This is a genomic window from Flavobacterium arcticum (genome assembly GCF_003344925.1).
In the GTDB taxonomy this organism is placed as follows: Bacteria; Bacteroidota; Bacteroidia; order Flavobacteriales; family Flavobacteriaceae; genus Flavobacterium; species Flavobacterium arcticum.
Genome location: NZ_CP031188.1, coordinates 1,424,142 through 1,449,053 on the forward strand (window position 1 = coordinate 1,424,142; position 24,912 = coordinate 1,449,053).

Below are 24,912 nucleotides of genomic sequence, written 5' to 3' on the forward strand. Positions count from 1 at the left end.
CCTGCATTCAAGTTGGGTTTTATAGATAATAGGAGTTTTAGATAGCTATCTATTTTAAAAATATATAAACCCAGACTTGAGAAAGCTCTGGGTTTTTTTATACCCAAAATATATGATAATAGTATATCGTAACACACATATTCAGTTATGCGACAGTCCACAATTTGGACTAGAACGTATATGCCATGAACCGTACATTCCCTGTTGAAAGGAGGGATAATGCCTTTGCATTTAGCAAAGCCCGGTTCTATTATAGAGCTGGGCTTTTTTTATGGAAAAAAGCGAACAAAAGAACGATAAATAATTAAATGATAAAACAAACATCAGGCTTCACTTAGAGCAAGTGTAACCACAAAACAGCAACGTTATGGAACCGCAAATAACAACAATGAATACATCCTCTTTCACCGCTATGGTGGATAGGGCTTATGGCAAAGAGCAAGAATTGCAAGGTAATAGAGGTACGTTAGAAAGTGTTATCACTACACATTTTGCACAAATGAGTGCCAAAAATCACTTATGGAAACGCGATACCTTCCGTATGTTGTTATTGCATCTGTATAACGAAAGCTGTTTTACAATTCTAAGAAGCCCCGATTATATAGCGGTATTGGCAAACATAAGCAGCTTTGGCGATAAAACGGTAAAGGATATACAAGGCTGGGAAAAAGAAAGCTTTGTGCCCGAAGAGCAGTTGGCATCGCTTATAAAACACTGTTTTGCCAAATACCCTACACCAGAGTTTTTGGAGAACGTGTTTGCTTCCGATAATAAAATTCATATGTACTGGTATGTACAGTTGGGTAGGGGCGATAGCGTTTTAACGCTTAGCGGTTTTCCTGTAGCGTTTACGAACAAGATGGCACACGCCTTTAGGCTTACACCAGCCACCTATACTGTAGCACAAGCCATACGCAGGGCACAGGCATTAGGTTATGGCGCAACAGCCAAAAGAGCCGATGTTATAGCATGGTCGGCATTGGCAGACAGCTTCGAGGCTGAGTATTTCTGGTCAACAGTAGTACACTTTGTAGTAAAAGTAAACGAAGATGTAACGATTGATAAATTACAAGTAGTACTTGAATACCTTGAAATGTTTAGAGCCCAACAGCCCAATATGGATATGAAAGGTAGAACGTGGGAAGCATTGCTAAGGCAAGCCGAAGAGTGGCATACTGAAATGGCGAAAAAGCGCGATGCCGAAGGTTATGAACAATGGAAGCGAGTTGCTATAGCCGATTTTTACAAAGAAGAAGATGAGGTAACGTACTATATAATACAGCTTATTAACTCTGTACAATTGTATGAAGAAGGTTATGAAATGAGCCACTGCGTAGCAGATTATACCTATGATTGTGCCAATGGTTCTACCGCTATATTCTCTTTGAGAAAATATGCGATAGGCGCAGCCGAATTCGAAAGGATGGTAACTATAGAAGTTAGCCCCGCTAGTAGGGAAATTGTAGAGGCAAAAGGTAAGTATAACGAAATGCCTACCCAAACTCAGGATAAGCTGATAATGGAGTGGGCTGCAAAAGAAAAACTTAAACCTGAATATGAGTATTATGATGGTTTTTATGAGCCACCAGTAAACCCAGCACCGCAACCTGCAATTCAGCTTCCTAGGCAAATGCCACGTGTGGCTATTGATGAGAGGTATTATGTACCACCAAGGTATCGCCAAGAAGATAATGATGGTACTGAAGCGTTGTTACTTATAGGTAAAATAATACTATACATAATATTGAGCGTGATCTTTATGATGTTAGTCTTTAGATGGATGCTTACATAATATGTAGTATAAAGAGAAAACAGGGCAGCTTGCCTGCCCTGTTTTTACAAAACAAAAATTAAAATAATGGCAAAATTAAAATTAAGAGGTAAAGACCTCATAGCAATAGGATTCCCGCAAAACAAAGCAATAAGCATCGCTATGGAAAGCATGCTTGCACACTATAAAAGGGAAACTAAAGAACGGGTGTTAGTACTATTAAAAGAAGTACTTGCTAATCCCGAAAAATTTATGGGCGATGGCGTGTTTGGTAAAACAGTCGAAGCATTATTAAGCGATAAAAAGAAAGAAGCACAAAAGCTGAATGCAACACGTGCACCCCATACCATTTTTGGAGAAAATGGTATTGCCGATGTGGCAAAAGAGCAATTATATACTGCTCTAAAATTACCCATTGCACATAGTGGTGCATTAATGCCCGACGGACATTCGGGCTACGGGCTACCCATAGGCGGTGTGCTTGCTACAGAAAATGCTGTAATACCCTATGGTGTAGGGGTAGATATAGGGTGCAGAATGTGCTTGAGTGTTTATGATATTAGCCCGTCTTACCTAGAAGGGAGTAAAGACAAGTATGTAAATATCTTAAGGAACCATACCAAATTTGGTGGTAGAGAAATACATGACAACCTTAACGACCATGAGGTATTAGACCGTGACGAGTTTAACACAATTCCGTTTGTAAAAAAGTTAAAAGATAAAGCTTACAAACAATTAGGTAGCTCGGGTGGCGGTAATCACTTTGTAGAGTTTGGTGTTGTAGATGTACCAGCAAACGATGAGGTTTTTAACCTACCCGAAGGACGTTACGTAGGAGTGCTTTCTCATAGTGGTTCGCGCGGATTGGGAGCTAATATAGCAAAGCACTATACCAACCTAGCCATGAAGCAAACACCATTACCACAAGAGGCACGCCATTTAGCATGGTTAGACCTCAACACACACGACGGGCAAGAGTACTGGTTAGCAATGAATCTTGCGGGCGATTATGCTTCGGCATGCCATCATGATATTCATAAAAGAATAGCCAAAGCACTAGGTACACGACCACTCACTACAGTAGAGAACCATCATAATTTTGCGTGGAAAGAAGTTGTAGAAGGTAAAGAGCTAATAGTACACCGTAAAGGAGCAACACCAGCACAAAAAAATGTGTTAGGTATTATACCTGGTAGCATGACGGCACCAGGCTATATCGTGAAAGGTAAAGGTAATGACTTGTCGTTAAACTCAGCATCGCATGGTGCAGGGAGGGCATTTTCGCGAACAAAAGCCAAACAATCGTTTACTAAAAGTGAGCTTAAAACAGTGCTTAACGATCATGGTGTAACGCTTTTAGGAGCAGGGTTAGACGAAGCTCCTATGGCATATAAAAACATCGAACAGGTAATGGCACAACAAACAGAGCTAGTAGACGTGGTAGGTACTTTTATGCCTAAAATTGTTAGGATGGATAAAGAGTAAATATAATAGCCCTGTACCTTTAGAGTACAGGGCATAATAAGAAACAATGATGGGAATTAATAGCTACGAAGTAATGTACATTCAGGCAAAGGATAATTACCCTTATGATGTACATGAATGTATAGAGAAATTACAATATGTAATTGCAGCCGACGATGAACACGCGGGTGCACACTGCCTTATGGGGCAAATATATAACGAGCAGTTACAAAATTATGAGCAAGCAGAGTATTACTACAGGATGACATTATACCTTGATAAAAACTATGCACCTGTATATTACCAATATGCCAATTTGCTTATAAACCATAACAGACTCGAAGAAGCACTCAATATTATTGATATAGGTTTAAAAGTATCAGGTATAGATGTGGCACAAATGATTTATTTAAAAGGAATTTTATATGAGAGGTTCGAAATGTACACTACAGCCATAGAGTATTTTATTGATGCAAAAAAGAGATGTTTTAATAACTCGTTTATGGATGGTATGGACGAACATATTAAGAGAGTGAAAAAGAAAATGAAACTCTTTAAAAAATCCAATAAAAAAGATGATAAGAATAAAAAGAAGAAGAAAAAAGAGAAAAAATCATCATGATAAAATCCGCCCATTGGGCGGATTTTTTTATTTCTCTGTTATGTGTCATTGCGAGGAGGAACGACGTGGCAATCTGTTTTTACAGTAACTATTTTGTCATTCTGACGAAGGAAGAATCTCATTACAAATGCTTCGTTCCTCAGCATGACATCTAAAAAGACTTAATTCCTCCCGTCTTCGTTAGGGTATAATTTATAAACAGGGTCGCTTTGCCAATATTCTTTAGTATCGGCATCTATAACAGTTAAAGGTCCTTTAAAAGCGGCACCGGTATCTACATTCCAAATACTTGCTTTATTTACAGGCTTAGTTTCGCCTATGCGAGTTACAGGCGTATGCCCTATAAAAATTTCACTATAGTGCGTAAAACGTTTTGGGTATTGCGGATGATTTTTTTCAAGGCTTTCATCCAGTGCGAGCGCTGTTTCCCACAAGGTTCTATCCCAGTAAAACATACGAGTGAAATATTCACCTTTAATACCGTTTTGGTTGGTAAAACCTGCATGTAAAAAAAGCTTATTATCATTATCATGATGATAATCTTGCAAGTTTTCTAAAAAAGCTACGTGAGCCTCTCTTCGATCACCTATTACCGAGCTATATTTCTCAGTAGTTAGTTTTCCGCCGTGGTTAAACCATTGCTCATTATATTCGCCTGTTTTCATCCAGTCCAGTAGCAAGTCGTCATGATTACCTCGCATAAAAATACTATTATACTGTTGTTTTATTTCCATCAGGAAATCAATTACCTCAGCCGATTGGCTCCAACCATCTACATAATCACCCAGAAAAATAAGAGTATCGCTGGTGGTTACAGTAGCGCGTTCTAGTATTTGTTGTAGTGCTATATAGGCTCCGTGTATATCGCCAATAACGAGTGTTCTGCTCATAAGTGTTCTTTTGAGTTTAAAATCAAAAAGTATAAACTTATAGTTTTTTTCTATAAGTTAACATATATAAAAGGAATTTAGTTTTAAAATTATATTAAATTTAGTGCCTTAATAACTATCTAACTATGAAAACAAAATTACTTTATTTAACATTATTGTTATTATCATTTACAATAAATGCTCAGCCTCCTGTTGAGGGTTTTGAAGATGCAGGTATATTTCCCCCTCCAGGATGGATGGTGCTAGATAATAGCATTGGTCCTGCAGTACAGTGGAATCAAGCTTCAGGAGGACCTACTCAAATTCCCTATCAAGGAAGTTATGCAGCTTATCTAAGTAGAGAAAACGTGGGTGTAGGTATACCAGAAGATTGGTTAGTAACACCACAAATGATGGCATCAGAGAAAATTCGTTTTTTTTCAAGATTAACGCTAGGAGGCGATCAAGGTTCTATTTATAGAGTAATGATTACTACTGGAGACCCTACTGATTTAGGGGGGTATACTGTATTACAAGAATGGACAGAGTTAGAAATTAACCCTGACCAAACCACATACACCGAGAAAGTGGTTGATGTACCAAGCGAATATTTAGGGCAACAGGTACGCTTCGCATTTGTAATGATAGCAGATAATGGTGATAGATGGCTAATAGACAATGTTAGCTTTGAGGTTGATTGTGCACCTCCTACTAACATTGCAGTTGATTTTGAAGGCTCTATAGCAACAGCAAGTTGGGAAGCAGAAGAAGGAGTTGATGAATGGGAGGTTTATATTATGCCAGGATATCAAACTTTTGTGGGCGATGAAGAAGGTATCGTTGTTTCGGGAGAACCTTCTTATACGTTTATTGGTCTTGTAGAAGACGAATTATATAAGGTATATGTGCGTGCTATTTGCTCAGATGATAGTATTGGTTGGTGGATGGGACCTACTTATACCGAAACGATATTTAATGATAATACAATAACAGGTACAATAATGTATGATAGTGATGGTGATAATAACTGTGATGAAGCTAATTATATCCCTTCAATTCCGATTCTTGTAAACATTAATGGCGATTTTATATTTTATACCTATACTAATGCAGAAGGCGAATATACACTATACAATATTCCCGAAGGTCAAAATAGTATAACATTACAGCCTTTATTACCACAAGGTTTTGATGATGTTCCTGTTGTGAGTGAAATATTAACTTTTGAAGGGACTGATATAGAACATGTGCTAGATGTTTGTGTACCTCAGTATGATGAAGCTATAAATGATATAAGAGTAACTTTTTTACCAACTAATGGTGCACAACCAGGTTTTTACCCGAGGTATTCTTTAAAGGTGAGAAACATGGGTATACTACTTGCTGAAAACGTAACAGTAACACTCGATTTTGATGAAGAAAGAGTAGAAGTAAATGAAGTAGATAATCCATACACCGTTACAGATGAAAATACAATATTAATTAGTCTTGGAGATATACCTCCTTTTGGGAGTAATATTAGTGAAGTTAAGTTTTATGCATTCGAACCACCTGTAAATGAGGTAGGGGACCAGTTACCTTATACAGCTTATGCTAGTATGAATGCTACAGATGATGATATGACAAATAATTATTATACACTTAATCAAACACTTGTAAACTCTTATGACCCTAATAGTGTGGTAGTTGCCGAAGGTGATTTAATACCATTAGAAGATGAAATTAAGGATGTACATTACACCATAAACTTTCAGAATTTAGGGACTGCACCTGCGGTAAATATAAAAATAGAAAATGATCTTGATGCTAATTTTGATAGTGATACATTCGAAATGATTGCTTCGAGCCACAATTTTACTGTAGCACGCACGGGCGAACACTTAGAATTTCAATTTCCTAATATCAACTTGCCTAGTAGTCTAGCTGATGAGCCTAATAGTCATGGTTATGTAATTTATAAAGTTAAACCAATAACAACCATTCAAGAAGGAGATATTGTAAACAATACCGCCGATATTTATTTTGATTTTAATAGTGCAATTATTACTAATACAGCTACTTCAGAGTTTTACGATGTACTAATGAATACTGATAATCATCGAGCAAACAATATACTTATATACCCTAACCCTGCAACAGATAAAATTTATATTCAAACAGAAAGCATTATACAAAAAGTATTGATATATGATATTAACGGACGTTTGTGCCTGACATCAGAAACAACAACTATAGATGTTAAAAGTCTAAATTCAGGTCTATATTTTACCGAAATAATAACGAGTGTAGGTAAAAACGTTTATAAGCTAATAAAGCAGTAATTTATTATTTAAATAATAAAAAACGGGAACCTCTAGAGGTTCCCGTTTTTGTTGAGTTTAATTTGTTTTATCTGTTACTAACATTTATTCCTATTATAAATAATGTTTTATTTTAACAAATAAAACAAAATATAAATATTTTGTTTCGTAATTATTTATATATTTGAAATTATAATCCAACTAAATATTATTATTATGAAAAAAGTTATTTGCACAACACTGTGCCTGTTTTTCTTGTTCTCTTGTTCAACAAGTAACAATGATGTAGAGACGTCCAGTCAAAGTTTAAAAATTGAAAATGACCTTAAATTTTACAATGAAGGTCTTGAAGGCTACTCAAGTTCTGGAATGCCTAAAAAAGGTAAGTTCTGGAAAGTGCTAGGAGTAATTGCTGCTGATTTTGCAGGTGGTGCCGCGGGATCTCTTCTTAGTCCTGCTATTGGTGTTGTTATTGCAGGAGCTGCTTCAGGAGCTGCCGCTTCTGCTGCTCCAGGTGGTGGAAACGACCCTATAAATACTAATTTTAATGTTGAGTACAATGTTCCCGAAGGTTTTGATGATTCTGATATAGGTGAACAGCATAACGATATCTTAGCAAATGTTTTTATGGGAGATACACCTATAGAGGATTATTTAGTTCAAAACTACGGAGATCAAACAGTTCAGCAGTATTATTCTAGTGACGTTCAAAGCATGAATGATTTAGTAATTGGGTCTACAGTTAATTATGTAGAAATGAACTACGATTATTCATTTTTGTTCAGTACATATAAGGATAATGGTTTGATTTCTGAGAATACAGAGATGGTAATGTCTCTTTTTACACAAGCTTTCTTTCAAGCAGCGTCAGATGATGAAATCTCTCAGATTTTAAATTACTACTCTCAAACGGTTTTACAATCTGATGAGTTAACACAGTCAGACAAAAGATCTATATTTTCAGCTTTCTCAGTAGCAAGAAGTTCTTCTAACTATTGGAATAATCTTGAAAATTAATCTATTACATTAAGTAAATTTATATTGTTGTATCAACTGATAAGTTGATGTAAAATTAAGCCAGAACATTTATTTGTTCTGGCTTAATCTGTTTTATTATACTTCATTTTACGCAATACACGCATTGCCTCTTTAAAAGAAACATAGGCACTTTTATCAGGATGAGCTTTTAGTAAATGTTTGGCAGCAATAAGCCTTTCGTGCGCATCATCAAAACCGTTGAGGTAGCATATCATGAGCGTATGTGGCATATTGCGCAGGTCTTTCTCTTCTCGTTCTGATAGCGAAGTGCCTTTATTTAGCTTATTTATTAATGCTAAGTTCGCATTATAAATATGATGCATCATTTTGCGGTTATACTGTGGTGGGTCAAACAGCAGTGTAGAATCCATTTTATAATAACCGTTCTCCTGAAAATTAATGCTCACTTTCTCTAAAGGATAATAGCTTGTTTTGTCATTCAGTCCCAGCGAAACATACTCGGTAATAGAAAATGTACTGTCGTTATACTCAATTTGTACCTCATCTAGTGTAGAATAAAATAGCTTTACTTGCTCATTAATAAGCTCTATGTCTACACGCGAATAGTAGGTTTTTCCTCGTACTACTTTTTTGTTTCCTGCCCAGCACACTACAAACAATTCTTTAAATACCTTGTAGCCTGATGCCATATCCTTATGGCGGTTGTTAATAAAATCGATAACGCCTTCTAGTGTATAAGCTATACTATTGCGCGAGTTATTCTCGATATCAATAACTGTAGCCGTGTTTTCATAATTCATTTCCTCATCCCTGTCTACAGGTACAGAGTTGCTCCCCCTGCGCATAAAAACAGCACCATGAGGAATGTTGTGTATAAACTTCTTGAAAGAAGATATTTTATTGTTAGGGCGAATAGTTACCAGTCCTACTACCTTGTGTTTAGGTAGGTTAGGGAAGGGTACGTTTTCATACTGTATTTTGGGTGGATTATTTAAGTAGGCATTCACCAAATTTTGTATGCGACTATCATCATAAAAATCAGTTCCGCGGATCTCGTTATCCTTATCTTCAACCCCCACCACGATATAAGAGTTGTTAGAAGGGTTAGAGTTAGAGAGTGCACAAATGTGTTTTACAAACTTTCCCTTACCCTCTTTAGTATGCAAATTCAACTGACGCTTTTTGTCATAAAAGCTGCTCTCATCATTGTGAGCCAGTAAGTTTTTTATGAGCAAGCGTTTGTTTATCATTTGCTTAATTGTCTTTCTTTACCATAGTAGCACTTGCTTGTGCTGTGGGCAGTATCATCAGGTCGGCTATATTTACATGATAAGGGCGTGTTACAACAAAGGTTATCACATCGGCAATATCTTCGGGTTGTAAAGGTTCATAGCCTTTATATACGGTATCGGCACGTTCGGTATCTCCTTTAAAACGTACTTCGCTAAACTCGGTGGCAACCAAGCCTGGGTTGATAGCCCCAACACGAATACCATATTGGTTCAAGTCCATACGCATCCCTTGATTAATGGCATCTACGGCGTGCTTGCTTGCACAATATACATTACCATTTGGGTACACCTCTTTTCCTGCTATAGAGCCTATATTAATAATGTGTCCGCTTTTGCGTTCTATCATATTAGGTATAATAGCTTTCGACACATAGAGCAATCCTTTTACGTTGATGTCTATCATAGCATCCCAGTCGTCAGTATCGCCGTTTTGTATTGGGTCTAGCCCATGCGCGTTACCCGCATTGTTTACTAGTATATCTATATTTTTAAATTCTTTAGGAATAGAAGCTATAGCATTATCAACTGCTTTTTTGTCTCTTACATCAAAAAGAAGAGTGTGTACAGCGGTTAAACTGCTTAACTCCCCTTGCAGTGCTGTAAGCCTATCATCACGACGACCACACAATATTAATCGGATATTATTTTTTGCAAAATAACGAGCCGTTGCTCTACCAATACCACTCGTTGCTCCTGTTATTAATGCTGTTTTCATTGTTTTAGATTTTTTAGTTTTTAGAAATCAATCGACTTTTAACTTTAAGACTTTAAAAACTTTATGGCTATTAAGGCACTTTATCCCCCATACTCTCTGTCCATATAGCAAACCAGTCTTCGAGTTCTAGAGTTAGTCGTGTAGCCTTCATTTGGTTTTTCAATCGGCTTGGGTTGGTCGATCCTGTAACGGGTACTATGCCCGAAGGATGTTGCATTATCCAAGCGAGTAGTAGTACATCTACAGTTACTTCATATTTTACCACAAGTGCCATAAGCAACTCCCTTAAGCGTTGCGTTTGCTTAGTTTCCTCTTTAAAAATATGCCCTAGAGGGCTCCACGCAAGTGGTTTAATGTTGTTAACCATCATATAATCTAGCGAACCATCGAGCATTGGCTCAAAGTGAGTAGCCGAAAATTCTATTTGGTTATACGATACCTCAGTACGGCTACTGATGAGGTCAGTCTGGCTATTAGTAAAGTTCGATACCCCGAAACTATTTATCTTACCATCAGCTTTCAGTTTTTCTATAGCTTCTGCAATTTCATCGGGATGCATCAACGGGCTTGGTCGGTGCAGTAGAAGCAAATCAAGATAATCTGTTTGCAGGTTTTTTAGTGACCCCTCTACCGATTTTATAATATACTCTTTCGAGTAATCATAATGCTTTACCTTGTTGTCGCGGTTACCTGTAACGTGTTGTATACCGCACTTAGATATCAGTTGTATTTGGTCGCGGTTAATACCACTTTCGGCAAAAGCTTTACCAAACTCGGCTTCGGTAGTATAACCACCATAAATATCGGCATGGTCAAAGGTAGTAATGCCATATTCTAGACAAGAGAACATAAGGGCGGTCATCTCGGTAGTACTCATTTTCTTACTCCAAACACCCCAGTTCATAGCGCCGGCAATAATAGGCGATAATGTAATATCCATTAAAATGTTGTTTTTTAGGGTTTTTAGAGCGCAATATTGTATTGCGATGCTAAAATTAGCAAAAAATAACTGATGTATGGGGGTGGGGTGGGTTATCATTCTTTAACATTTAACAAGTCGTTAACAAGATTTTTATATTAAATTTTCATTTGCAGCGTTACTTTTACATTATTAACTTCACAGCACCAAAATAGATATACTTATGGAAGAAAATACTGCTGCTTTAGACATTAGGGCAATTAATGAAAAAATAGAGCGGGAGAGTGCTTTTATAGACCTCCTTGTTATGGAAATGAACAAGGTAATTGTAGGTCAAAAGTACATGATAGAACGCCTGCTTATAGGTTTACTTGGGCAAGGACATATACTACTAGAAGGTGTGCCAGGACTGGCAAAAACCCTTGCTATTAACACGCTTTCGCAAGCCGTACACGGTAGTTTCAGCCGTATTCAATTTACACCCGATTTGCTTCCTGCCGATGTAGTAGGAACAATGATATATAACATGAAGCAAAATGAGTTCACCATAAAAAAGGGACCCATATTTGCCAACTTCGTGCTTGCCGATGAGATAAACCGTGCCCCTGCAAAAGTGCAGAGCGCCCTGTTAGAGGCAATGCAAGAAAAGCAGGTAACCATAGGCGAAGAAACCTTTAAGCTCCAAAAACCTTTCTTGGTAATGGCAACCATGAACCCTGTAGAGCAGGAGGGAACCTACCCACTGCCAGAAGCACAGGTTGACCGTTTTATGCTAAAAGCTGTTATTGATTATCCAAAAATCGAAGACGAACGCCTTGTAATGCGTAGTAACCTAAAAGGAGCTTTCGATAAAGTAAATCCAGTAGTGTCTATAGATCAGATACTAAGAGCACAAGAAGCAGTGCGCGAGGTATATATGGATGAGAAAATCGAAAAATATATCCTCGACCTCATCTTTGCAACCCGTTATCCAGAAAAATATAAGCTAGAAAGCCTAAAACCGCTTATAAGTTTTGGGGCATCACCACGTGGTAGTATTAATCTTGCCATTGCAGCAAAATGTTATGCATTTATCAAGCGTAGAGGCTATGTAATACCAGAAGATGTAAGAGCCGTAGTACACGATGTATTGCGCCACAGAATAGGTATTACCTATGAAGCTGAAGCCGAAAACATAACATCTATAGATATCATAAACAAAATAGTGAACGAGGTAGAAGTGCCTTAATTTGTCCGAAAAGTCGAATGTCATAAAGTCAAAAGCTACTAGCAAACCGACTTTACGACTTTAAATACTTTAGACTTTAAGACTAAAATTATGGATACAAAAGAGATACTAAAAAAAGTTCGTAAAATAGAGATTAAAACCCGAAGGCTGAGCGATCACATCTTCTCGGGCGAATACCACACATCCTTTAAGGGGCGTGGTATGACCTTTAGCGAGGTACGCCAGTACCAGTTTGGCGACGACGTTCGGGCTATCGACTGGAATGTTACGGCACGTTATAACGAACCTCATATAAAAGTTTTTGAAGAAGAGCGCGAGCTTACTATGATGCTCATGGTAGATGTGAGTGGCTCTGAGAGTTTTGGTACACAAAACAGCTTTAAAGAAGATATCGTTACCGAGATAGCTGCCACAATGGCTTTTTCGGCAACGCAAAATAATGATAAAATAGGGCTGATACTTTTCTCTGACCAAATAGAGCTGTACATACCACCAAAAAAAGGAAAATCGCACGTGTTGCGCATCATTCGCGAGCTTATAGAGTTTACGCCTAAAAGCAAAAAAACGGATGTAGCACAAGCATTGAAATTTCTTTCGAGTGTGCAAAAAAAGAAAGCTATTGTTTTCTTGATTTCCGATTTTATAGCAGGAGATTATGAACATACACTAAAAATAACAGCCAAGCGTCATGACATTACAGGCGTGCGTGTATATGATAGTCGTGAAGAAGAAATGCCAAATTTGGGCGTTGTAAATATGGCAGATGCCGAAACAGGCGAAACTATACTTGTAAATACAGGCTCAAAGGCGGTGCGAATGCAGTATGCAAAATACTACCGCGAAAAAGTACAGTATTTTAAAGAAACCTTTAGCCGTTGTGGTGCAGGTACAGTAAGCACGCGGGTAGATGAGTCGTATGTAACCAAGTTGCTAGGCTATTTTAAAGCAAGATAAAATTGAGGTACTGAATAACTATGAAACAAATGAACATAAAACTGTATACCTTTCTTTTACTACTGGTTGTTACCACAGCGTTTGCACAGCAACCCAAGGTAACAACGAGTATAGACTCTACTAAAATAAAGATAGGCTCGCAGTTTAACCTTACCCTAAAAACTACGGTAGATACTACAGCGCGCGTAAGCTTTCCCGAAGGTAAAAACTTTGGGCAGCTTGAGGTACTAGAATCTTACCCCATAGATACGCTTCGAAAAGATGCGATGTATGAGTTGGTGAAAAAATACGGACTTACACAGTTCGACTCTGGTCGCTATGTAATTCCGCGACTACCTGTTGTTATCAACGACAAGACAATAAATACCGATTCGTTACTTATAGAAGTCAACCCAGTAGTGGTCGATACCCTAAAGCAAAAAATGTACGACATTAAAGATGTGGCTACAGCCGAAAATAAAAGCTTGCTTTGGCTTTGGATATTGATAGGCATTATCGTTGCAGCGGGTATTGCTTTTGGCGCTTGGTGGTTTATCAAGAAACGTAAAAATGCAAACAAAAAGCCAAAAGAAGAAGAGGTAATATACACATCGCCTATAGAAAAAGCTACTATACAGCTAAAGGTGTTAGAAGATAAATCATTACTCTCTAAAGGCGAAGTAAAAGGCTATTATAGCGAACTTACCGATATTGCCCGTACTTATATAGAAGAGGCAATACACATACCTGCTATGGAAAGCACTACAGGCGAACTGATAGAAGCCATGCGTAATGCCGTACGTCGTAAGAACATGAAGCTAAGTCAGGAAACCTTTGAGCAACTCGAAAAAGTATTGCGCAATGCCGATTTAGTAAAGTTTGCCAAAGTGCGCCCTGTAGAACACGAAATTGCCGAAGATCGTAGCCGAATAGAGAAAACCATAGTAGTTATAGACCGCAGTATTCCTATAGAAAAGGAAGAGGACGAAGAGCATACACTAGCATGGCTAGAGACACAGCGCAAAAAAGAAAAGCAAAAACGCAAAAACCGTAATATAGTTATTGGTATTGTTTCGGGAGTAGTAGTGCTAGGTGCTACATTCTTCTTTTTGGGCAGGAACATTATGCGCGAATATGTAACGGGTACCCCTACTAAAGAATTGCTAGATGGCGAATGGGTAAAAAGCGCCTATGGTAACCCGCCCATAATTATAGAAACACCTAAAGTGCTAAAAAGGCAAGACCCAGAAGAAATACTGCCTAAAGGCGCTATGGCAATGTTTAAGGAAATGCAAATATTTACCTACGGTGCTATGGCAGACGATTTTTATGTAACCATAAATACGTTGCGCTATAAACAACAGACAGAAATAGACCTTAATACTACAGTAGATGGTACTATGAAAATGCTAGAAACACAAGGAGCAAAAGACATACTAGTAAAAACAGAAGAGTTTAGTACAGAGGGCGGTATGCAAGGTTTGCGTGCCTATGGTAATATGTCGTTCCCAAATCCTGTTACTAAACAAACAGCAAGAATGTATTATGAAATGATATTCTTTAAACAAAATAACGGCTTGCAACAAGTAACAATAATGTATCGCGAAGGCGACGAGTATGCTCCGCAATTATTAGACAGAGTTAAAAATTCTATTGAACTAACTAAGCTAAATTAAAATGGGAGACGTTACTTTTTTACATCCAAGTTTCTTTTGGCTATTCCTACTGTTGCCATTGGCAATAGGCTGGTACATCTGGAAACGGAAACAACAATCGGCAACACTTACCATAAGTACATTGCAAGGCTTTAAAGCCACACCATCACTATTAGCAAAGCTAAAACCGATGCTTTTTGCATTGCGATTATTGGCATTAAGTGCCATGATAGTAGCATTAGCAAGACCACGCAGTGTAGATGTAAGCAGCAAAACCAAAACCACACGCGGTATAGACATTGTTATGGCAATGGACGTATCTGGAAGTATGCTGGCAAAAGATTTAAAACCAAACCGACTAGATGCCCTTAAAGAAGTTGCCGAAACCTTTGTAGATAACCGCCCTAACGATAGGATAGGGCTTGTAGTGTATGCTGGCGAAAGCTATACTAAAACGCCTGTTACCAGCGATAAACAATTGGTAAAACAAGCAATACAATCGGTAGAGTATGACGATACTGTACTGCAAGATGGTACAGGTATAGGTGTAGGGCTTGCCACCGCCATAAATAGACTAAAAGAAAGCAAGGCAAAAAGCCGTATTATTATACTACTTACCGATGGAGTTAACAATGCAGGATTTATAGACCCACGCATGGCTGCCGATATTGCCAAAGAATATGGTATAAAAGTATACACCATAGGTATAGGTACTAACGGTAACGCGCAGTTCCCGTATGCTAAGACTGCCGATGGTCGTTTTTTATACAGAATGATGAAAGTAGAAATAGACGAAGGCTTGATGAAAGAAATTGCCAAGAAGACCGACGGGCAGTATTTCCGTGCTACGAGCAACAGCAAGCTAAAGGCTATTTATGACGAAATAAACAAGCTCGAAACTACCGAAGTAAACGAGATGAAATTTTATAATTATGACGAGAAGTATCGCCCTTGGGTGCTATTAGCCCTAGGTCTATTACTCGTTGAGGTGTTATTGAGGAAAACCATTTACAGAAGCTTTATTTAATTATGTACGAATTAGACGAATCAAAATACCTGTATTTATTTGCTGTCATTCCGGTGTTGGTACTGCTGTTTTTGGTAAACCTGTACTGGCAACGCAAAAAACAGCGCGAGTTTGGTAACCCCGAGTTGGTAAAAAAACTAGCGCCAGAGCGTTCGGTATTTAAACCTACATTAAAGCTGATAGTCTTACTTTTAGGATTATCGGGCATAATTATTGCGCTGGTAAACCCAAAAATAGGCACAAAAACCGAAACGGTAAAACGCGAAGGAATCGACATTGTTTTTGCTATAGACGTTTCTAAAAGTATGCTTGCCGAAGATGTTGCTCCAAACCGACTAGAAAAAGCGAAGCAAATAGTATCGCAAACTATAAACCAGCTAGGTAACGACAGGATAGGTATTATAGGCTATGCTGGTAGTGCTTACCCCGTGCTGCCCATAACGTCAGATTATAGTGTGGCAAAAATGTTCTTGCAAAGCATGAATACTGATATGGTATCGTCACAAGGAACAGCAATAAGCGATGCATTAAAATTGGCAGGTACTTTTTTTGACGATCCACAAACCAGCAAGTTGGTAATACTAATTTCAGACGGTGAAGACCATGGCGAAGGCAGTGCCGAAGCCGCCAAAGCTGCTGAAGAAGCAGGAATTAAAATAATAACCGTAGGTGTAGGAACAGAGAAAGGAGGACCTATACCATTAAAACGAAATGGTATAACCCAGAGCTTTAAGCGCGATAACGCTGGCGAAGTAGTGGTTACAAAAATGTATTCTGACCAACTTAAAGCCATAGCTGATGTAACCAAAGGAGGGTATATATATGGTAGCAGTACCAGAGAAGTGTCTGACTACGTGAAGAAAGCACTAGAGAACATCGAGAAAACCGAATTTGAATCGAAAGAAGTTTCGCTATACGAATCACAATTCCAGTGGTTTTTAGGCGCGGCTTTTGTATTGTTGTTTATAGAGCTATTTTTGCTAGAGCGCAAAACAGCTTGGATTAGAAAATTAAACCTGTTTAACGAAAAAGAATAATGAAAGTAAGACTTACCTATATACTGCTGTTTTGTACAGTATTCGTTTTTTCGCAGGAAAAAGAACAAAGCAAAGACAAGTATTTGCCAAAAGGCAATGAAGCCTTTGCAGAGAAAGATTACACCTCTGCGGAAGCTGATTACAGGATATCACAGTCAAAAACTCCTGCAAATGCCAATGCAGCCTACAATTTGGGTAATGCTATTTACAGGCAAGGGCAGTCGGGCGAGTCGATGTATGCTTATTTAAAAGCGATAGAAAACGCACAAGATAAAACGCAAAAACATAAAGCATACCATAATCTTGGTAATGCTTTAATGAAAGAGAAAGATTATCAAAATGCGGTACAAGCCTATAAAAATGCATTGCGCAATAATCCGCAAGATGATGAAACACGATATAACTTTGCTTTAGCAAAAGAAATGCTAAAAAATAACCCACCGCCAGAGCCACCTAAAGACGATAAGGATAAAAAAGACGACAAAGACAAGGATAAAGATAAGGACGACAAGAACCAAAAGCCTAACGATAAAGATAATAAAGACAAGGGCGATAAAGACGACAAGAAGGATAAAGGCGACAAGGGCGACGATAAAAAGGATAAAAATAATAAAGATAAAGGCGACCAAAAAGATAAGGGAGAGGGCAAAGACAAGGAAGAAAAAGGTGGCGAAGGCGATGAGCAGGAGCAAGATGCACCAAACCCCGACAAGCAGCGTATGAGAAACCTGCTAGATGCCATGAATAATGAAGAGAAGAAAATTCAGGATAAAATAAACGCCAAAAAGGTAAAAGTACAACCGAAACAACAGGGAAAAGACTGGTAACAGTTGTACTGCGATTGCGACTAATTTGAAAAATTAAGGATTATTCAGATTAAGGATTTGATAAAACAATGAGAAACTATATACTATTATTACTACTATTTTGCATGCAAGGGCTTTATGCTCAAGAGGTACAGTTTACTGCGACACCTAGTAAAACTAAACTAGGTGTTAACGAAAAATTGCGTGTAGAGTTTACCATGACTAAAGATGGCGATAACTTTGAGCCACCCTCTTTCGATGGTTTCAATGCAGCAGGACCTAGCCAAATGATAAGCAATTCGTGGATGAATGGTAAACGTAGCTATAGTAAAACCTATACTTATGTACTTACACCTACTGCGCGAGGTACATTTACGGTAGGGCAAGCAAGTATAGTTATAGATGGCGAAACCTATAAAACCATACCGTTTCAGGTTACCGTTACGGCAGCCGTAGCAAGACCAAATGACCCTAGTGCAGCCTTAGCCGAAAATGCAGGTAAAGGCATTCATGTGGTGGCAGAGGTAAGCAAAACCAACCCATATGTAAATGAGCCTATCAATGTAGTATATAAATTATATGTTAGCCAAGATGCCAGTGTGCGCGGTACACGTCAAATGGACATTCCGCAGTTCAATGATTTTTGGAGTCAGGATATAGAAACCGACAGCCGCTCGGTACACGAGGGTACTTATAATGGCGAAAGCTACCGCTATATCATATTGAAAAAAGTGGTACTCTATCCGCAAAAAAGCGGTAGGCTAGAGGTAGAGCCACTTAGCATGGAGCTTACTATTGATGTACCTACGGGCAGGCGCGATTTCTTTAATCGTCCTTTAATGACACAAACGACTAAAGTAATGTCGTCAGGCACCAAGTATATCAACGTGAAACCGTTACCAGAAAATGGCAGACCTGATGACTTTAGTGGAGCAGTAGGTAACTTTGACTTTAAAGTTACACCCTCTAAAACTACAATTAGTAATGGAGAATCGTTACAGCTAAATGTTGCCGTTTCGGGTAAGGGTAACTTAAAGTTGTTCAACTTGCCAAAGCCTGTAGTACCATCGTCATTAGAAATGTATGACCCAGAGCATAAAGAAAAAATAACGATACCCCTATCGGGTATGCAAGGTAGCATTTCAGATAATTATGCTATTATTCCACAAAACAAAGGCAAATACCCTATCAAAGCAATGTCTTTCTCGTATTTCGATCTTACTTCGGGTAAATACAAAACTATAACTACCGATGAAATAATGGTAGATGTGCTTAATGTACCAGGAACTTCGGCAGATAATCAAGACACAGCATCGGGTGTAAACAAGCAGCCTGTACAAAGCACGGCGCAATTCCGCTTTGTAGCGCTTGACACTAAATTACAACCCATAAATAAAAAACCATTTTTTGGTTCCATGTTGTTTTATATACTGCTTTTTATACCGTTTTTGTTTATACCAATTGTTATGCTACTCAAAAAACAAAAACAAGCACGCGATAACGATGTTACAGGAAACAAAATAAGAAAGAACAACAAATTGGCTAAGAAATACCTATCCGAAGCCAAAAAGCATTTAGGTAGTAAAGAGCCATTTTATGTAGCATTAGAAAAAGCATTGCACAACTTCCTGAAAGCGAAATTAAACATAGAAACGTCCGAAATGGCAAAACCAAATATTCAGGAATTGTTAGAGTCGCGTGGTGCAAAACCTGAAACTATAACCGATTTTATTAAGATAATGGACAGTTGCGAGTTTGCACGCTATGCGCCATCATCAGGTGAAGCTATGCAACAAGACTATGACAATGCGGTAAGTGTAATAACAAAACTAGAGAAGGAAATTTAGTAGTTAAGAGTCATGAAAAAATTATTATATATACTAACAGTTTTATTTTTTGCACAAGGTTGGGCACAGTCCGCTTTAGATGAAGGCAACGCCCTGTATAAAGATGGTAAGTATAACGAAGCAGCTAAGAAGTATCAGACTATTTTAGATAACGGCAATCAGTCCGCAGAGGTATATTTTAACTTAGCGAATGCCTATTATAAAATGGATGCCGTAGCACCTGCTATATACAATTATGAAAAAGCACTATTACTAAAACCCAACTATAAAGATGCCAAGATAAACCTAGACTATGCCCAAAAAATGGTTATAGACGATATACAAGCCGTACCACAGGTTGGCTTTAGCAAAATGGTCTATAACTTTACAGGAGCCTATCATTATGATGCATGGGCATGGGGAGCAGTAGTAGCAGCATTTTTATTTTTGCTATTCTTTTTAGGGTACTATTTTGCAGGAACTACAGTAGTAAAGCGTATCTTTTTTGTAGGAATGTTTGTTGCATTATTGGGCATTGTAGTTACAATACTTTCAGCAACATTCGTAAAATCAGAAGAAGCAAAACAACGTCCTGCTATAGTGTTTAACGAAGTAGTATCGGTAAAAAGCGAACCCAGAGATGCAGCCCAAGATGCTTTTATACTACACGAGGGTACAAAAGTACTTGTAAAAGAAACACTAGGCAACTGGAAAAAAATTGAACTTGCCGATGATAGCGAAGGCTGGGTAGAAAAAGATGCCATTAAAGAGTTGAAATAGTAGTAAAGTCGAAAGTCAAAAGTCAAAGGTCATAAAGTAGTTATGTCCTGCAAGGCTTCCAAAACCATGTAGGTACTGTTTATAATAATAGCTTTAATAACTACAAGGTCTCAAAGACCTCGCAGGATTTAATCTGAAACTAAACGCTTTTATTAAGCCCGTCAATCCAAGAGTCATTATCTTCACTTTCTTCATTAGGTGCTTGCCCTTCTTCCGTTTCAGTATTCTCTTTCCAAAAACTGTCTGACCATTTAGAGAGCAATGGCGAAATAGTACCATAAACATTTAGCATTGGGTTATAGCAATACGATTCGTTTAATGTTTTTTGATCAGCAAGTGTTTGTTTGCGGTTTATTTTCGAGAAAATATGTACTAGTAAGCATAGCAGTACTAACCATTTTAAAAAACCAAAAATACCCCCTAATAGTTTATTTAGCCAACCCATCATGGCAAAGTTTGCTAGCTTGGTAAAAAGTTTGCCCAGTAAAGTTACAGCTACTACCGCAAGCGCAAAGGTGAGTATAAAAGAAATTATAGTGATGTATTTTCCGTCCCAGTGCAGGTAACGGTTAATAGCCTGTGTAGTATAGCCAGAGAACATTATAGCAGCATAAACCCCTATAAGTATAGAGAGCAGCGAAGCAAGCTCAGCAAAAAAGCCTTTTGATACCCCACGAATAAAACCGTAAACAAGTATACAGCCTATAATTATATCTACTATTGCCATAAAGGCAAATATAACCTTCCTGTGCCATAATCCAAAAATAAAACCCTTTCGTTAGTTAACTTTCAACTCACTATATTTGCGCAATAAATACAATATATGTCTAGAGACGAACAACTGAAAGAACGCTGGGAACAGCTTGTAACTATATTATCCAATCGTTTTGCCGATGGCGATACGCTTGACCTTGATGCTATTATATACTTAATAGGTGTGCAGGAGCTGGGGAAGTTTAACCGTAAATTTAAAAAAGACGATAAGCTAAACCTGATGCACATAGCCATTTGCAGGTTATTAGAACCCTATGGTTATTACGAATTTGAGCTTTTTGACGAAGAAGGCTGGCCACACTATACCGTAAAAGAACAACTACCACCCTTAAAAGCAGGCGAGCAAAGCATACTGATGAAAGGAGCTATAGTAGATTATTTTTTAGAAAAAGGATTAATTGAGTAAAATCAAGTAAACAATTATACAATACAAATTGGTGGCATAGCATTTTTAAAATACCTAAATTTGTACACTCTTACTGATTAACAATGATAGACAAGATTAAAGGTTATATAGCCGAAGCCGAAGCGTTCACTACGCAAAACAAAGAAGAACTCGAAGCATTTAGAATTAAATACTTAGGTAAAAAAGGTATATTAAACGACTTTTTTGCTGAGTTTAAAAATGTGGCTAAAGAGCAGAAAAAAGAGTTTGGGCAGGTAGTAAACAACCTTAAAAAAACAGCCGAAGAAAAAGTAGCAACCTTACAGGAAGCTATGGAAAGCAAAGAAGAAACAAAAGGTATTTATGGCGATTTAACTCGCCCAGGAGAGCCTTTTACTGTAGGTTCGCGCCATCCTATATCGGTTATTAAAAACCAAATTATAGATATTTTTGCTAATATTGGTTTCAACGTGTCCGAAGGACCAGAAATTGAAGATGACTGGCACAACTTTACGGCGCTAAACCTGCCAGAGTACCACCCAGCGCGCGATATGCAAGATACCTTCTTTATACAAACCAACCCCGATGTGTTGTTGCGCACGCACACCTCATCAGTACAGGTGCGTTATATGGAAGATAATAAACCACCTATACGTACTATATCGCCAGGGAGAGTATTCCGTAACGAGGCAATATCAGCACGTTCGCACTGTATTTTTCATCAAATAGAAGGATTGTATGTAGATGAAAATGTATCATTTGCCGACTTAAAACAAACACTTTTATACTTTACAAAAGAGATGTTTGGTAAAAGTAAAATCCGTTTGCGTCCGTCATACTTCCCATTTACAGAGCCAAGTGCCGAGATAGATATTTACTGGGGGCTTAAAACCGAAACCGATTACCGTATAACCAAAGGTACAGGCTGGCTAGAAATAGGCGGTTGTGGTATGGTAGACCCTAACGTGCTTAAAAATTGTGGTATAGACGAAACTAAATACAATGGTTTTGCCTTTGGTATGGGTGTAGAGCGTATAGCAATGCTACAATACCAAATAGGCGACATCAGGATGTTTTATGAAAACGATGTACGTTTCTTAGAGCAATTTAAATCGAGTATATAATACACAGTTTAATCAGGACAGATGAAAAAAGACATTCATATCCCTAAGGTAGAAAGCGTATATGTAGCCATACTACAAGAGTGGAGCGAAGAATTTATGGATAACACTTGGTATGCTTACTTAGTAAATGGTACAGGTAAAAAGCTAGAGTCGGTTATTGTAGTTTCTAATGCTTCGGGAATGCTAAATGGCGAAGAACGAAAAACCTCGATGCTACGCCACGTTTTTCCAACGGTAGCACCCAATACTGCTATACGCATAGAACTAGTAGAAAATGGCGTTTTAGTGCTAAACAACAGTTTTATGGTTACCTATTTTAAAGACGGGGTACTTTATGATAAAAACTTTGTGGTTAAAGCCAATACTATAGCCAAAGAAAACGTGCAGGAGATTCCTGTTATTTTTAAAGACGGAATACTAGCAGAATAAAACGCTATTACGTCATTACGAGGAGGCACAACGAAGTAATCTTTACTATTCTAAGTAGATTGCATTGTTGTGCCTCCTTGCAATTACTTACACTTTGGTAATCAATATTATTTATACTAGTTTTCTCAAGCTCATTATAACACCTAAGTGCAAACCTTCGTGGTAATTGTTAAACTGCACAGCATTAGTAATATTAGTAAGAGTAAAACCCATAGAGGTGGTATGCTCTTTATAATTTACAAAAAGACCATTTTTAAAATCTTCTTCAGTTTTATCTAAGGTAGTAAACAGTAGTGTTTTCATTTCTTCAACCTCTTCGGCAGTTACATCACGTTCGGGTTTAGTGTCCTTCATGTACATGTTTGCCATTTCGTCGCTAATCATTATAGGTAATCCAGATAGTGTGTAGGCTATGCGCTGTTGTATCACTATAATATGACCAATGTTCCAAATAATATTATTATTAAAACCTTCGGGTATTTTATTAAGCTGCGCTAAAGAATATTTTTCTAAAAATAACAATAATAGTTGTCTGCTATCGCGAGTAACTTTGAATGCGGTTTTCATGCTAATTAATTTTTTATAAAAATACATATTTTAAAATCGCTACTATAATTTTTATATCTTAAAACCTATTTGCAAAAATTAGTCTTATTGCACCCTAATAAATACCTTTGCAACATAAATAGCAACTAACAATTATGAAAACCATTTTTTATTTAAAAACCTGCGATACCTGTAAGCGCATACTAAGCGAATTACCCAACATAGAAGATTTTGTACTACAAGACATAAAATCAGAACCTATAACGGTAAAAGAGCTAGAAGAAATGCACCGCCTTGCAGGCAATTATGAAGCACTCTTTAGTCGTAGGGCTACTTTATATAAAGAACGCGGGCTAAAAGACGTAGAGCTTAAACAAACTGATTATAAAGATTTAATATTAGAACATTACACTTTTTTAAGTCGCCCTGTAGTAGTAGACCACGAACGTATATTTATAGGCAATAGTAAAAAAGTAACCGAAGCAGCTATAGCGCATTTAAGTAATGAGTAAACGCAACCTTGCTATTATTGCAGCCACAGTAGTAGCTATAATATTTGGTATAACATTTACCGTTGCCAAAGATGTAATGCCTACCTATATAAAACCCTTTGGGTTTATAGCCGTACGGGTGGGCATAGCCACTGTTTTATTTTGGCTAGTAGGTTTGTTTGTTTCCCGAGAAAAAATAGCCCGTTCCGATTTCCCACGTATTATAGCTGCGGCATTTTTTGGGGTAGCATTCAATATGCTTACCTTTTTTGAGGGATTAAGTCAAACCTCGCCCATAATGGCGTCGGTACTTATGGTAACCACACCTATAATCGTGCTAGTACTCTCGGCTATTATCATGAAAGAGAGAATACTACGTAAAAAAGCCATTGGTATAGTGCTGGGGCTGGTGGGTACAGTGCTACTAATATTGTATGGCAAATCGGTAACTAGCGAAGGCAATGCCTTGTGGGGTAATTTTTTAGTATTTATCAATGCCGTGTCTTATGGTTTGTACCTCATCACAGTAAAAAAACTCATGGATAAGTACAACGCCTTTAGCCTTGTAAAATGGATATACCTCTTTGGGTTCATCATGGTACTGCCGTTTGGCTGGCAACAACTCAGCGAGGTAAACTGGGCAGTAATGCCACAAGATATTTACTGGGCAGTTGGTTTTGTGGTAGTTTGTACTACATTTTTCGCTTATTTACTTAACCTTTTGGCTATGAAACAGCTAAAACCCACAACAGTAGCCGTGTTTATATACCTGCAACCCTTTTTTGCAACCCTTTTTGCCATTGGTGTAGGCAAAGACGAGTTAGATGTAGTAAAAGTGCTATCTGCTTTATTGATATTCGTAGGGGTCTATTTGGTAACACGACCTGTTAAGAAGGTTGTGTAGTTTGTTTTGGAAGGTT

24 protein-coding genes are annotated in these 24,912 nt (G+C 37.8%); 18 read left to right on the forward strand and 6 right to left on the reverse strand.

Annotated features, from left to right (window positions below):
- Nucleotides 1-367: 367 nt before the first annotated feature.
- From DVK85_RS13745 to DVK85_RS06430, 3 genes are all read left to right on the forward strand, one after another.
- Nucleotides 368-1,792, forward strand: coding sequence for a PcfJ domain-containing protein (locus tag DVK85_RS13745; RefSeq protein WP_114677653.1), 1,425 nt, complete (start codon nt 368-370; stop codon nt 1,790-1,792).
- Between the two features lie 66 nt (nt 1,793-1,858).
- The gene (locus tag DVK85_RS06425) at nt 1,859-3,256 is read left to right on the forward strand and encodes an RtcB family protein (RefSeq protein ID WP_114677654.1); all 1,398 of its coding nucleotides are present in this window, start codon (nt 1,859-1,861) and stop codon (nt 3,254-3,256) included.
- Nucleotides 3,257-3,302: 46 nt separating this feature from the next.
- The gene (locus DVK85_RS06430) at nt 3,303-3,857 is read left to right on the forward strand and encodes a hypothetical protein (RefSeq protein WP_127960562.1); all 555 of its coding nucleotides are present in this window, start codon (nt 3,303-3,305) and stop codon (nt 3,855-3,857) included.
- A gap of 161 nt (nt 3,858-4,018) precedes the next feature.
- On the opposite strand, the gene DVK85_RS06435 is transcribed toward DVK85_RS06430, so the two are convergent.
- Nucleotides 4,019-4,747, reverse strand: a complete 729-nt coding sequence (locus DVK85_RS06435) for a metallophosphoesterase family protein (protein ID WP_114677656.1) — start codon at nt 4,745-4,747, stop codon at nt 4,019-4,021.
- Nucleotides 4,748-4,872: 125 nt separating this feature from the next.
- Between DVK85_RS06435 and DVK85_RS06440 the strand changes: the two genes are divergently transcribed.
- Both DVK85_RS06440 and DVK85_RS06445 read left to right on the forward strand, forming a co-directional pair.
- Nucleotides 4,873-7,047, forward strand: a complete 2,175-nt coding sequence (locus DVK85_RS06440; protein WP_114677657.1) for a T9SS-dependent choice-of-anchor J family protein — start codon at nt 4,873-4,875, stop codon at nt 7,045-7,047.
- Nucleotides 7,048-7,281: 234 nt separating this feature from the next.
- Nucleotides 7,282-8,043 (forward strand): hypothetical protein, encoded by a 762-nt coding sequence (locus DVK85_RS06445; protein WP_114677658.1) that lies wholly within the window; start codon nt 7,282-7,284, stop codon nt 8,041-8,043.
- Between the two features lie 83 nt (nt 8,044-8,126).
- On the opposite strand, the gene DVK85_RS06450 is transcribed toward DVK85_RS06445, so the two are convergent.
- From DVK85_RS06450 to DVK85_RS06460, 3 genes are all read right to left on the reverse strand, one after another.
- Nucleotides 8,127-9,275 carry an ATP-binding protein gene (locus tag DVK85_RS06450; protein WP_114677659.1) on the reverse strand — a complete coding sequence of 383 codons (1,149 nt, stop codon included), beginning with the start codon at nt 9,273-9,275 and terminating at the stop codon, nt 8,127-8,129.
- A 4-nt stretch (nt 9,276-9,279) separates the two neighbouring features.
- Nucleotides 9,280-10,032, reverse strand: a complete 753-nt coding sequence (locus DVK85_RS06455) for an SDR family NAD(P)-dependent oxidoreductase (RefSeq protein ID WP_114677660.1) — start codon at nt 10,030-10,032, stop codon at nt 9,280-9,282.
- Nucleotides 10,033-10,102: 70 nt separating this feature from the next.
- Nucleotides 10,103-10,972, reverse strand: a complete 870-nt coding sequence (locus DVK85_RS06460) for an aldo/keto reductase (protein ID WP_114677661.1) — start codon at nt 10,970-10,972, stop codon at nt 10,103-10,105.
- 202 nt (nt 10,973-11,174) lie between these two features.
- On the opposite strand from DVK85_RS06460, the gene DVK85_RS06465 reads away from it, so the two are divergent.
- From DVK85_RS06465 to DVK85_RS06500, 8 genes are all read left to right on the forward strand, one after another.
- Nucleotides 11,175-12,179 (forward strand): AAA family ATPase, encoded by a 1,005-nt coding sequence (locus tag DVK85_RS06465; RefSeq protein ID WP_114677662.1) that lies wholly within the window; start codon nt 11,175-11,177, stop codon nt 12,177-12,179.
- 90 nt (nt 12,180-12,269) lie between these two features.
- Nucleotides 12,270-13,133, forward strand: coding sequence for a DUF58 domain-containing protein (locus DVK85_RS06470; protein WP_114677663.1), 864 nt, complete (start codon nt 12,270-12,272; stop codon nt 13,131-13,133).
- Nucleotides 13,134-13,162: 29 nt separating this feature from the next.
- Nucleotides 13,163-14,788 (forward strand): hypothetical protein, encoded by a 1,626-nt coding sequence (locus DVK85_RS06475; RefSeq protein WP_114678993.1) that lies wholly within the window; start codon nt 13,163-13,165, stop codon nt 14,786-14,788.
- Between the two features lies 1 nt (nt 14,789).
- Nucleotides 14,790-15,794, forward strand: coding sequence for a vWA domain-containing protein (locus DVK85_RS06480; RefSeq protein WP_114677664.1), 1,005 nt, complete (start codon nt 14,790-14,792; stop codon nt 15,792-15,794).
- A 2-nt stretch (nt 15,795-15,796) separates the two neighbouring features.
- Nucleotides 15,797-16,831, forward strand: coding sequence for a VWA domain-containing protein (locus DVK85_RS06485; RefSeq protein ID WP_114677665.1), 1,035 nt, complete (start codon nt 15,797-15,799; stop codon nt 16,829-16,831).
- Nucleotides 16,831-17,658 carry a tetratricopeptide repeat protein gene (locus tag DVK85_RS06490; RefSeq protein ID WP_114677666.1) on the forward strand — a complete coding sequence of 276 codons (828 nt, stop codon included), beginning with the start codon at nt 16,831-16,833 and terminating at the stop codon, nt 17,656-17,658. The genes DVK85_RS06485 and DVK85_RS06490 overlap by 1 nt, the downstream gene beginning before the upstream one ends.
- A gap of 68 nt (nt 17,659-17,726) precedes the next feature.
- Nucleotides 17,727-19,484, forward strand: coding sequence for a BatD family protein (locus DVK85_RS06495; RefSeq protein ID WP_114677667.1), 1,758 nt, complete (start codon nt 17,727-17,729; stop codon nt 19,482-19,484).
- 12 nt (nt 19,485-19,496) lie between these two features.
- Nucleotides 19,497-20,243, forward strand: a complete 747-nt coding sequence (locus DVK85_RS06500) for a tetratricopeptide repeat protein (RefSeq protein ID WP_114677668.1) — start codon at nt 19,497-19,499, stop codon at nt 20,241-20,243.
- Nucleotides 20,244-20,382: 139 nt separating this feature from the next.
- Here the strand turns inward: DVK85_RS06500 and DVK85_RS06505 are convergent, their stop codons facing one another.
- The gene (locus DVK85_RS06505; protein WP_114677669.1) at nt 20,383-20,970 is read right to left on the reverse strand and encodes a CvpA family protein; all 588 of its coding nucleotides are present in this window, start codon (nt 20,968-20,970) and stop codon (nt 20,383-20,385) included.
- Between the two features lie 96 nt (nt 20,971-21,066).
- Here DVK85_RS06505 and DVK85_RS06510 point away from each other — a divergent pair, with 96 nt between their 5' ends.
- The 3 genes from DVK85_RS06510 to DVK85_RS06520 all read left to right on the forward strand — a co-directional run bounded on the left by DVK85_RS06510 (nt 21,067) and on the right by DVK85_RS06520 (nt 22,955).
- Nucleotides 21,067-21,423 (forward strand): hypothetical protein, encoded by a 357-nt coding sequence (locus DVK85_RS06510; protein ID WP_114677670.1) that lies wholly within the window; start codon nt 21,067-21,069, stop codon nt 21,421-21,423.
- An 83-nt stretch (nt 21,424-21,506) separates the two neighbouring features.
- The gene (gene pheS / locus DVK85_RS06515; RefSeq protein ID WP_114677671.1) at nt 21,507-22,526 is read left to right on the forward strand and encodes a phenylalanine--tRNA ligase subunit alpha; all 1,020 of its coding nucleotides are present in this window, start codon (nt 21,507-21,509) and stop codon (nt 22,524-22,526) included.
- Nucleotides 22,527-22,547: 21 nt separating this feature from the next.
- Nucleotides 22,548-22,955, forward strand: coding sequence for a hypothetical protein (locus DVK85_RS06520; protein WP_114677672.1), 408 nt, complete (start codon nt 22,548-22,550; stop codon nt 22,953-22,955).
- A 111-nt stretch (nt 22,956-23,066) separates the two neighbouring features.
- Here the strand turns inward: DVK85_RS06520 and DVK85_RS06525 are convergent, their stop codons facing one another.
- Nucleotides 23,067-23,522: a DinB family protein gene (locus DVK85_RS06525; protein ID WP_114677673.1), complete on the reverse strand. Its 456-nt coding sequence runs from the start codon at nt 23,520-23,522 to the stop codon at nt 23,067-23,069.
- Between the two features lie 134 nt (nt 23,523-23,656).
- On the opposite strand from DVK85_RS06525, the gene DVK85_RS06530 reads away from it, so the two are divergent.
- Together DVK85_RS06530 and DVK85_RS06535 are read left to right on the forward strand one after the other, a co-directional pair.
- Nucleotides 23,657-24,013 (forward strand): arsenate reductase family protein, encoded by a 357-nt coding sequence (locus DVK85_RS06530; RefSeq protein WP_114677674.1) that lies wholly within the window; start codon nt 23,657-23,659, stop codon nt 24,011-24,013.
- Nucleotides 24,006-24,896 carry a DMT family transporter gene (locus DVK85_RS06535; protein WP_114677675.1) on the forward strand — a complete coding sequence of 297 codons (891 nt, stop codon included), beginning with the start codon at nt 24,006-24,008 and terminating at the stop codon, nt 24,894-24,896. The genes DVK85_RS06530 and DVK85_RS06535 overlap by 8 nt, the downstream gene beginning before the upstream one ends.
- The last annotated feature ends 16 nt before the right edge of the window (nt 24,897-24,912 follow it).